This window comes from Sphaerisporangium cinnabarinum (assembly GCF_055567015.1).
Window position 1 is genome coordinate 93,105 of sequence record NZ_JBVHRG010000006.1, and the last position, 10,596, is coordinate 103,700.

Consider the following 10,596-nt stretch of genomic DNA (forward strand, 5'->3'; position numbering starts at 1 on the left):
GTGGGCCGCCGACCCTCCGGGCCGTGGCCCCGGGGCCCCGCGGCCCAGCGTAGGACGCGCGCGTGCCCGAACCCCCGCGATGGCGCGGGGTGTCGGGCACGCGCCGGGCGGGTTCACCCGCCCGTCGTCACTGTCGTCCGCAGCCCAGCCCGGTGTGCTCCGCCGTCGTCTCCGACGTGACCGCCGCGCCGTCGACCGTCGCAGCCGCCCGGACGACGACGCCGCCCGCCGGGACGTCCGCCGCGCGCACCGCGAACGACTGGTACGCGCTCCGACCCGGGGCGACGGCGGGGAACTCGCGCGTGCCGTAGGGGGTCTCGACGACCAGGTCGACCGGGCCGTCGTGCTCGTGGCTCGCGACGACCGCGACGTACGCCTTCCCGGCGAGGCAGCGCGGCTGCGCCGTCACCGTGACGGGGAGGTCCGGCCCGGGGCCGCCCGTGCCCGGGTCGTCCGCGAACACGCGCCACTCCGTGACCGCGACGGCGGAGTACGTGCTGCCGTTGCCGTTCGCCGTGAACGTCGCCCGCAGCCGCGAGGTGGTGACCGGGTCGAAGGCGACCGTGTTGAAGGCGGTCGTGCTCGTGCCGTACCCGGAGGGGTTCGCCACCGGAGCCCACGCCTGCGCCGCCTCGTCCCAGTACTCGAGCGCCCACGCGTCGGGGCGGACGACGCCGTCCCCGGTGCCCGGGTTCGAGTCCCGCCAGAACTTCAGCTCGGCGCCCGTGAGGCGGACGGGCCGGGACCAGTCGTACCGGACCCACTGGGTGGCCGGGCGCGTCCCGGACCACGTGCCCCAGATCTGGGCCTGGCTCGGGTTCGCCGGGTCGGCGCCGTCGTTGAGCGCGCCCACGCTGTTCCACCCGGCGGTGTACGACGCGCTCGCCGTCGCGATCGACGCGACGTTCCCCGTGAGCGGGCCGGAGACGTCCGCCGGGACCGTGACGACCTTCGGCGTCTCCGCGTTGCCCGCCGCGTCCACCGCGCGGAACGACACGCGGTGCTGGTTCGTGTCCGGCGGGGCCACCGGACCGTCGTACGTCCGCCACGCCCCGGTGCCGATCGCGTACTCGACGCGCGCGACGCCCGAGGTCGCGTCGGTCGCCGTGACCGTCACGGTGCGCGCCGCGGCGTCGAGCACGCCGCTGCTGACCGGCGCCACCCGGTCGATCCGCACGTCGAGCGACACCTCCTCGGAGAGGTTGCCCGCGCGGTCCGCGGCCGTCGCCACGACACGGTGCTCGCCGTCCCCGGCCACCGCGACCTCGGCCGTCCGCACCGGGTCCGTGACGACGGGCGCACCGTCGTCGACACGCGTGGTGAGCACCACGCGCCCGCCCGAGTCGTCGGTGCCGTCGACGCGCACGCGCACGTCCGAGCGGAACCAGCCGCCGCTGCCCGCGCTGCCGAGCGGCGTGAGGGTGAGCGTCGGGGGCGTCTCGTCGCCCGGTGCCGGCTCCGCCGGGACCACCGTGACGCCCGTCGTCACCCGTCCGCCCGCGTACCCGAGCACCGACCCGTCGACCGTGAACGCGCCCGGGGCGGCGACGTCGTCGGCCCCGACGGCGTCCCAGAACGCCGGGACGTGGAGCGTCTCCCCGTCGGGGTAGGTCACCGGGACGGTCCTGGGCAGGTCCGTCTCGCCCACCTCGACCGTCGCGCCGGGCGGCTCGACGGCGGCGGGCTGCTCCGCCAGGACCTTCCACTCCTCGACGGCCACCGCCGAGTAGGTGCTGCCGTTGGTCGAGGCGTCGAGGACCGCGCGCACCTGGGTCGTCGTGACCGGCTCGAACGTCGTCTCCTGGAAGCCGTTCGTCCCGGTGCCGTAGCCGCTCGGGTCGCGCACGTCGACCCACGCGCCGCCGTCGGCCGCGTCCCAGTACTGGATGCGCCACGACGCGGGCGCCGCGACGCCGACGCCCGTGCCCTGCGGCTGGTCGTTCCAGAACTCGATCTGCGAGCCCGCGACCCGCACCGGCTGGTCCCACGTGTACTGGACCCACTGCTGGGCCGGGTTGTTCCCCGTCCACGTGCCCCACATGTCCGGGGGCAGCGGGTTCGGCCGCACGATCTCGTCGTTGAGCGCCTTCTTCCAGTACTGCGTCGGCACGGGCTCGTTGGAGACCGTGACCGTCGCCTCCTGCGCGACGTTCGCGCGCGGGGTCGTGTCCCGGACCTTCTCCGGCGTCGTGACGACCTGCTTCATCCGCGGCGGCGACTGCGTGTCGTCCCACTCGACCCGGTCGATCGCGACGGAGCGGCGGAAGTGGTTGCCGCCCTCGGCGTCCGCGGTGTGGTACGCGATCCACCACTCGCCGTCGAACTCGAGGATGCCCGGGTGGCTCGTGGTGGAGGACACCGGGGCGAGGACCGTGCCGCGGTAGGTCCACGGACCCTCCGGCGACGACGCCGTGCCGTACGCGATGCACGCGTGGTAGCTGGCGGGGGTGCACGCGGACGTCGGGCCGGCGTCGTTCCCCGCGTAGGCCATGTAGTAGGTGCCCTCGCGCTCGAACGCCCACGCCGCCTCGAAGAAGCCGGTGAGGCCCGTGACCGTGCGGACCTGGCCGACCGGCGTTCTCATGTCCCGGCCCAGCTCGAGCATGCGCAGGTTCGAGAAGCTGCCCCACCAGACGTAGACGCGGGCGTCGTCGCCCTCGCCGTCCACGAGGACCGTCGGGTCGATGTTGTGGATCGTGTTCGGCGTCGGGACGCGCTGGGAGATGATCGGAGCGCCCACGTGGTCCGTCCAGGGGCCCGTCGGGGACTCCGAGACCGCGACGCCGATGCCGAACGCGTCGCTCGCCGGGCTGTCCGCCTCGTGCACGGGGACGTACCAGTAGTAGCGCCCGTCCACGCCCTGCACGACCTGGCCCGCGTAGGCGCGCCCCGGCGTCGCCCAGTCGAAGACCTCCTCCGGGCGCATGAGGGACGGGTGGTGCGTCCACTCTCCCGCGTCGACGTCGCTCGTCACGAACGCACCCCACTCGTTCATGATGAAGTCGTTCTGCCGCGGACCGGCCTCGTCGTGGCCGGTGTAGACGTAGAGCTGGTCGGCGCCCGTGGCGTTCCCGGGCGCGCCCGCGGGCACGACGAGCGGGGCCGGGTCGGCCGAGTAGTAGCTCCCGTCCCCGAGGATCGGGTTCTCCGTGCTCGTGAACGTGGAGGGCTCCGCCGCCGTGGCGGCCGGGGCCGTGGTCGCGGCGATCCCGGTGAGCGCGAGGGCGCCGCCCACGACGCTCGCGACGACCCCCCGCGCGGGGCTCCGCCCGCGGGAGGGCCGGGTGCTGGTCCTGTCGGTCATGGGCTGGTCTCCTGACGGTCGGGCCGCGTCGGCGCGGCCTGCGGGTCCTGCGTGGAGGTCGTGCGCCCCGGGAGTTCCCTCGGCCCCCGGGGCGCACGGTCGTGGAGCCCGTGCCGGCGGGCAGGGCGGACGGTCCGACGGTCGGTACGGGCGTGCGGGACGGCGGTGACGCCCCCGTGGGCGGGGGTCGGACGCGTCACCGCCGGGCACCGCCGTGGCGGTCCCGTGGTCAGGTGGCGGGCGGGCCGAGAGCGGCTCGCACCGCGGCGGTGCGTGGTGCGGGCCGTCGTCGCGCTCGCGTCGTCACGGGCGTCCACCTCTCGTCGTCGAGCCGGTCGTCGTGCCGACCATGCCACAGACGGAAACCGCTTCGCAATGGTTTTCGGGGTGGAGGTGGAGCACCGCCCGCACGGCCGCGTGGGGCGTCCTCGGTGCACCGAAGGAAAGGCCTGGGTTTCCGCCGCACGGACGCCTGGCCGTCAGGACGAGGAGAGCCTGCCGACGAAAGATCAGTCTGCGTGGTTTTCGGCGCGCTCTGCACGCTCGCGGCGCTCCGCCCGGGCGCGGGCGCGAGACGTGGCGATGGACACCAGGACGCCGACGACGACGAGGTCCAGCACGATCTGGACCATCGCCACCATCTTCGCGGCCTCGCCCATGGGGTGGACGTCGCCGTACCCGACCGTCCCGAGCGTCACGACGGCGAAGTAGAGCGCGTCGGTCCGGTTCTCGATCCCCACGAACTGGTCGGCGAGGAGGTAGTAGACGAGCGCGAAGAACGTCACGACCGGCAGCAGCAGGCCCATGACGGACTGGACCCGCACGCTCGGCGTCTCCCACGCGCGGAGCTGGCGGCGCACCTGGACCACGAGGAGCCCGCACAGCAGCGCCAGCCCGATGCCGAAGGAGACGAGCTGGACCACCTCGGGCGCGTCGTCGGGCAGGGGCACGCCGTAGTAGACCGTCAGGCACGCAACCGTCGAGGTCACCGTGAGGATCGGCGTCCACCACGGGCTGTCGTGCGAGAGGCCGCGCTTGCGCATGGGCCCAGCATCCCGCGCCGGCGCCCGCTCGTCGCGGCGTGCCGGCGGCGTGCCGGTGTCAGGGGTGCTGGCTAGGTTGGGGCGCGTGACGTCGTCGACCACCGCGGCCCGCTCCGCGGCCGCCAAGCGAGCCCGCCCCGCCTACCGCTGCAGCGAGTGCGGGTGGACCACCGCGAAGTGGGTGGGCCGGTGCGGCGAGTGCCAGGAGTGGGGCACGGTGACGGAGGACGCCCCGGCCGCCTCGGGCCCCCGCACCACGGCCGTGTCGCCCACGCGCTCCCCCGCGCGCCCCATCGGCGAGATCAGCGTCGAGGCCGCGCGCGCCACGCCCACCGGCGTGTCCGAGTTCGACCGCGTGCTCGGCGGCGGCATCGTCCCGGGTGCCGTCGTGCTCCTCGCCGGGGAGCCCGGCGTCGGCAAGTCGACGCTCCTGCTCGCCGTGGCGAGCAACGTCGCCGCGGGCGGCTCCGACCTGCCGACGGTCCGGCCCGCCGGAGAGCGCGCGCCCGCGGAGGCGGCGCGGCCCGCCCCCGTCCCGCGGCGCGTCCTCTACGTCACGGGCGAGGAGTCGGCCGGGCAGGTGCGGCTGCGCGCCGAGCGCGTCGGCGCCCTCGCGCCCGGGCTGCTGCTCGCGGCAGAGACGGACCTGGCGACCGTCCTCGGGCACATCGAGGCCACGGAGCCCGACCTGCTGGTGGTCGACTCGGTACAGACCATCGCGTCCGCGCAGGTCGAGGGAGCGCCCGGCGGTGTGAGCCAGGTGCGCGAGGTCGCGGCGTCGCTCATCGCCGCGGCGAAGGCCCGCGACCTGCCCGTGATCCTCGTCGGGCACGTCACGAAGGACGGCTCGGTCGCCGGCCCGCGCACGCTCGAGCACCTCGTCGACGTCGTGTGCCAGTTCGAGGGCGACCGCCACTCGCGCCTGCGCCTCGTCCGCGCGGTGAAGAACCGCTACGGGCCCACCGACGAGGTCGGGTGCTTCGACCTCACCGAGAACGGGATCGTGGGGCTCGCCGACCCGAGCGGCCTCTTCCTCTCCCACACCGGCGCGGGCGTGCCCGGAACGTGCGTCACCGTGACGCTCGAGGGCCGCCGCCCGCTCGCGCTCGAGATCCAGTCGCTGGTCGTGCCGAGCTCGCTGACGAACCCGCGCCGCACCACGAGCGGCGTCGACTCGAGCCGCCTCGCGATGATCCTCGCCGTCATGCACCGCCACGCGGGCGTGCGGCTCGTCGACCAGGACGTCTACGCGTCGACCGTGGGCGGCGCCAAGGTGACCGAGCCGGCCGCCGACCTCTCGATCGCGCTCGCCGTCCTGTCCGCGCGGGAGGACGAGGCCCTCCCGCAGGGCACCGTCGCGTTCGGCGAGGTCGGCCTCGCCGGGGACATCCGCCCGGTCGCCGGCCTCGACCGCAGGCTGGCCGAGGCCGCGCGCCTCGGCTTCACGCGCGCCGTCGTGCCGCGGGGGTCGTTCCCGCGCCCCGTCGAGGGCATGACCATCCACCCGGCGCGGCACCTCGGCGAGGCGGTCGAGCTCGCGCGGAGCTGAGCGCCCGGGCCGCGGCCGGACAGCCCCCGACCGCTGCCCGGCCGCGGTCGTCAGCCCTGAGCTCCGGCCGAGCGCCGACGCCGCACCACCAGGACCGTCCCCGTGCCGACGGCCACCGCCAGGCCGGCCAGCACCGTGAGCAGCGCGACGCTCGCGCCCGTCGTCGCGAGCGGGCCGCCGCCACCGGGGCCGGGCGCGGCCGTGGCTCCCGGCTCGGAGGGCTCGGGCGCCGGCGTCGTGGGCGCGAGGTCGTCGTCGTTGGTCACGGTGCACGTCACGGCGTCGTCGGGCCCGATGTCGACGACGTCGTCCTCGACGGCGAGCGCCGCGCCCTCCCCGTCGACGCACTCCCACCCGAGCGCGGTGTAGCCGGCGGGACCCTCCTCGGCCAGCGCGTACGCCCCCTCCTCGACGGGCACCGCCGTGACGTCGTCGCTCCCCGACGCCCCGGTGACGACGAGGTCGCCGGTCTCGGGGGACCCGGACGCCGTGAGCGTCCAGTCCGCGGGCGCGGCGGTGCCGCCGTCGTCGTTGACGACCTCCTTGACCAGCGTGAGCATCGGCGGGCACACGACCTCGTTCGTAACGCCCACCTCCCGCGTCGGCGACCCCGCGGTCGTCGTGAAGGGCAGCGCCTCGTCGACCGCCTCCCCGTCGACCGTCGTCACGCGCGCACCGGTGAGGACGCAGCCCGCGGGGAGGGTCGTCGTCTCGTCCACGACGACCTCCTGCGCGCCCGCGTACCCGCCCCGCTCGGTGCCCCACGGCTGGGCGCTCGGCGCGGCGCCGTCGGGCCCGGTGAGCGTGAGCGCGGCCTCCAGGCCCTCCGGCTGCTCGCCCTCGGCGTAGACCTCGCCGCGGACGACCCACGTCTTGTCGACGACGACCGCGGACTGCGGCCGGTTGCGGATCGTGCAGCTCACGAACCCCGACGGCGGGAGGTCGACCGTGAAGCCGGTGGCCCCGGAGCTCTCGACGGCGACCGGCGCGTCCTGCGCGAGCTTGTCGACGCACACGGCGTTCGCGCCGGCGGCGGTGACCAGGTCGTAGCCGTCCTGCTGCGTCTCCGCGACGGTGAGCGACGCGGGCTGCGGCTCCGCCCCGTAGTCGACGTCGAACACGACGCTGCCGGTCCCGTCGTCGGGCGTCGTCTGCGTCGGCGGCGTGACCGTGACCCCGGCCGTCGCCGTGCCGGCCGAGATCTCCCACCCCGGCCCCGCGGGCACCGCGCCCGTGACGTCCTCGCCGAGGTTCTCCGCGGGGACGAGCTCCTTCGTCACGGTCAGCCGCGACGCGCAGCCCGAGAGGAGCACGTCCCGGAGCGCGGACCCCGCGGACTCGAAGTCGGCGAGGTCGAAGTAGTCGGCCGACCGCGGGTCGTCGCCCTCGTAGAAGGTCTCGCCGGAGAGCGCCCGCAGGTTCAGGCGCGTCACGTCGTCGATGCCGCTCCCGACCCCGAGCGCGAGGAGCCGGGACCCCCGCGCCTTGACGGCGTCGGCGGAGTAGATCCCGTTCTCGACGTCCCGGAAGTGCGTGGTGCCGCCGCTGCCGAGCAGCGGGTCGGCGCTGAACCGCGTCGGGTTGCCGTCGGTGAGCAGGACGACGACCTGGTAGTCCGGCGCGGCCTGCGCGACGGACCACAGGGCCTGGTCCCAGTTGGTCCCGGACCCCGTCCCCCACCCCGCGTACCGGGCCTTGAACGCGTCCGCGCCCGGCTGCGTCGACACGGGGACGAGCGCCGGGAAGTTCGCGCCGTTCGTCGCGGGCGACGTCCCGTCGAACGAGAAGACCGCCATGCGCGACGGGGTCCCGACGAGCGCGTCGGCGATCGAGTCGGTCGCGGCCTTGAGGTTCGCCACCTGGCTCCCGAGGGACGCCGAGAGGTCGAGGACGAGCGCGACGTCGACCCCGCACTGCGCGGCGAACGCCGGGTTCGTGCGGGACTGCTGCCACACGCCCTCCGAGTCGGTCTCGGGTCGACCGCTGCCGGCGCTGCCGAACATGAACGTCGGTGTCGCGGCGAGCGAGCTGACCGTCTGCCCCGCCGCGAGCGGCGGCGTGAGGAACTCGTACGGCCGCGCGACGGAGCCCGACCCGCTCCCCGCTCCCGTCCGCAAGGTCGGGTTGGTGTACCAGCCGTCGGGTGCCGACACCTGCCGGACGACGAACCGGGCCCCCGCGTTGGCACCGCCCTCCCCCGTGTCGGGCACGACGAAGGAGCAGTCGCCGTCGGCGTCCGCCGTGCACAGGCCCCAGCCCGGGTCCACGGGCTCGGTCGCGGTCGCGTCCGCGTACAGCCCGAGGACGACGCCCGGCAGCGGCGCGACCTCCCGGGTCGCGACCCGGTCGCCCCCGACCCGCACCGTCACGACCGCCTCGCCCTCGCCGGGGGCCGGGACGTCCGCGGTCGCGGGCGTCCCCGTCGCGAGCGCCGTCAGGGCGACGAGGACGAATGCGGCGCCTGCCGCGGCGGACCTGCGGACGCGCTCGGACGACCGACGACGTGGCATGGGCTTCTCCCGGGGACCGCTCGCGGACTGCTCGACCTCCACACTGTGACGGAGGCCACGACGTTCGGCCACCCCAGACGGCCGCGCTCCGCGCGCGTCGCCGCCCGGCGCCCCGTCGCACGCACCGAGACCGGATCGTGACCGCTTTGTGGCGTGTCCCGGGGGTTTCCCGAGGGTGGCGATGGGCTCGCAGCGTAGGATTCGACCGTGGCCAACTCCCCCGCGCACCCCGACGAGCTGCTCCGGGAGACCCTCGCCGCCGTGGCACCGGGCACCGAGCTCCGTGACGGTCTCGAGCGCATCCTGCGCGGCCGGACCGGCGCGCTCATCGTGCTGGGCCTGGACAAGGTCGTCGAGGAGATGTGCTCGGGCGGTTTCCAGCTCGACGTCGGGTTCTCCGCGACGCGGCTGCGCGAGCTGTCGAAGATGGACGGCGCCGTCGTGCTCGACCGCGACGCCAACCGCATCCTCCGCGCCGCCGTCCAGCTCCTGCCGGACCCGACGATCGAGACGACCGAGTCCGGGACGCGGCACCGCACGGCCGAGCGCGTGGCGAAGCAGAGCGGCTTCCCCGTCATCTCGGTGAGCCAGTCGATGCGGATCGTCGCGCTGTACGTCGGCGGACAGCGCCACGTCCTGGAGGACTCCGACACCATCCTGTCGCGCGCCAACCAGGCGCTCGCGACGCTCGAGCGCTACCGCGCGCGCCTCGACGAGGTGTCCGGCACGCTGTCCGCGCTCGAGATCGAGGACCTGGTCACGGTGCGCGACGTCTGCGCCGTCGTGCAGCGCCTCGAGATGGTCGCGCGCATCTCCGAGGAGATCGCCGGCTACGTCATCGAGCTCGGCACCGACGGCCGCCTCCTCGCGCTCCAGCTCGACGAGCTCATCGGCGGCATCGGCTCGGACCGCGAGTTCGTCATCCGGGACTACGTCGACCTCGGCCGCAAGGACCGCTCGCTCGCGGACGTGCAGAAGGCCCTCGGCGGCCTCGACTCCACGCAGCTGCTCGACCTCGGTCAGATCGGCCGCGTGCTCGACCTGCCGGGCGGCGGCGACGCGCTCGACGCCGCGGTCGCCCCGCACGGGTACCGCCTCCTGTCGAAGGTGCCGCGCCTGCCCGCGACGATCATCGACCGGCTCGTGGCGCACTTCGGCGGCCTGCAGAAGCTCCTCGCGGCGAGCATCGACGACCTCATGACCGTCGACGGCGTCGGCGAGCAGCGGGCCCGCGCCGTGCGCGAGGGCCTGTCCCGGCTCGCGGAGTCGAGCATCCTCGAGCGCTACGTCTGACGCTCCGACCGTCCGCACGACGCACACGGAGGGGACCGTGGACCACGTCGACGAGTGGTCGGCACTGGCCGACGCCTGGGCGCGCTGGTGGGCGCCCGCCGCCGAGCCCGCCCAGCGGGCGATCCTCGACGCCGCGGGCGTCGGGCCGGGCTCCCGCGTGCTCGACGTCGGGTGCGGCACGGGCGAGCTCGTCGCCCTGGCCGTGGCCCGCGGGGCCGACGCCGCCGGGTGCGACGCCGCCGCGGGGATGGTCGACGCCGCCCGGCGCCGCAGCCCGGACGCGGACCTGCGCGTCGCGCAGGCGGAGCGCCTCCCCTGGCCCGACGACTCCTTCGACCTCGTGACGCTCGTCAACGCGCTCGCCTTCACCGACGTCGCGAGGACGCTCAGCGAGTGCCGCCGCGTCGGCGAGCTGGTCGCCGTCGCGACGTGGGCCGAGGACGCGCTGAACGATTTGACCGTCCTCGAGCGCGCGGTCGCGGACGAGGACCACGAGGCGAGCGACGAGAGCCGCGAGGAGGGACACCTCGGCGCGCTCCTCGCCGAGCACGGCTTCACCCCGGTCGCGGAAGGGGTCGCGGACGCGCCGATGGCGCTCGCCGACGCGGACGAGGTCGTCGCCGCGATCATGTTCGGCGAGTCGGACGAGCTGCGCGCCGAGCTCCGTCCCGACGTGCTCCGCGCCGCACGGCCGTTCCGGCGCCCCGACGGCTCCTACCTGCTGCGCAACACCTTCCGCTGGGCCCTGGCCCGCCGCTGACACGTCCCCGCCCCGCCGAGGGAGCACTGGTAGCGCGAGGTAGAGCCGTGGTTGGCCGAGGTAGAACCCTGGTCGCGCGAGGTAGAGCCCTGGCCCGCCGAGGTGGAACCCTGGCCCGCCGAGGTAGAACCCTGGTC

6 protein-coding genes are annotated in these 10,596 nt (G+C 75.3%); 3 read left to right on the forward strand and 3 right to left on the reverse strand.

The window, feature by feature from the left end:
- Positions 1-127 precede the first annotated feature (127 nt).
- Positions 128-3,304 carry a family 43 glycosylhydrolase gene (locus ACZ4MO_RS10475; protein ID WP_175007721.1) on the reverse strand — a complete coding sequence of 1,059 codons (3,177 nt, stop codon included), beginning with the start codon at positions 3,302-3,304 and terminating at the stop codon, positions 128-130.
- 509 nt (positions 3,305-3,813) lie between these two features.
- Complete coding sequence (locus tag ACZ4MO_RS10480) at positions 3,814-4,347, reverse strand: ion channel (protein ID WP_175007720.1); 534 nt, start codon at positions 4,345-4,347, stop codon at positions 3,814-3,816.
- 85 nt (positions 4,348-4,432) lie between these two features.
- Between ACZ4MO_RS10480 and ACZ4MO_RS10485 the strand changes: the two genes are divergently transcribed.
- Entirely contained in the window at positions 4,433-5,896 is a 1,464-nt protein-coding gene (locus tag ACZ4MO_RS10485) for a DNA repair protein RadA (RefSeq protein WP_034654931.1), read from the forward strand.
- Positions 5,897-5,946: 50 nt separating this feature from the next.
- Here ACZ4MO_RS10485 and ACZ4MO_RS10490 read toward each other — a convergent pair whose 3' ends face one another.
- Positions 5,947-8,406, reverse strand: a complete 2,460-nt coding sequence (locus ACZ4MO_RS10490) for a VWA domain-containing protein (RefSeq protein ID WP_186810329.1) — start codon at positions 8,404-8,406, stop codon at positions 5,947-5,949.
- Positions 8,407-8,613: 207 nt separating this feature from the next.
- On the opposite strand from ACZ4MO_RS10490, the gene disA reads away from it, so the two are divergent.
- Positions 8,614-9,699 carry a DNA integrity scanning diadenylate cyclase DisA gene (disA, locus tag ACZ4MO_RS10495; protein ID WP_108048290.1) on the forward strand — a complete coding sequence of 362 codons (1,086 nt, stop codon included), beginning with the start codon at positions 8,614-8,616 and terminating at the stop codon, positions 9,697-9,699.
- Between the two features lie 37 nt (positions 9,700-9,736).
- A complete protein-coding gene (locus tag ACZ4MO_RS10500) occupies positions 9,737-10,459 on the forward strand; it encodes a methyltransferase domain-containing protein (protein ID WP_175007718.1) in 723 nt (240 codons plus the stop codon).
- Positions 10,460-10,596: the final 137 nt, after the last annotated feature.

Excerpts from the sequence above, each read along its gene's own strand:
- ACZ4MO_RS10475 (WP_175007721.1), bottom strand. The coding sequence starts at position 3,304 with ATGACCGACAGGACCAGCACCCGGCCCTCCCGCGGGCGGAGCCCCGCG.
- ACZ4MO_RS10480 (WP_175007720.1), bottom strand. The coding sequence starts at position 4,347 with ATGCGCAAGCGCGGCCTCTCGCACGACAGCCCGTGGTGGACGCCGATC.
- ACZ4MO_RS10490 (WP_186810329.1), bottom strand. The coding sequence starts at position 8,406 with ATGCCACGTCGTCGGTCGTCCGAGCGCGTCCGCAGGTCCGCCGCGGCA.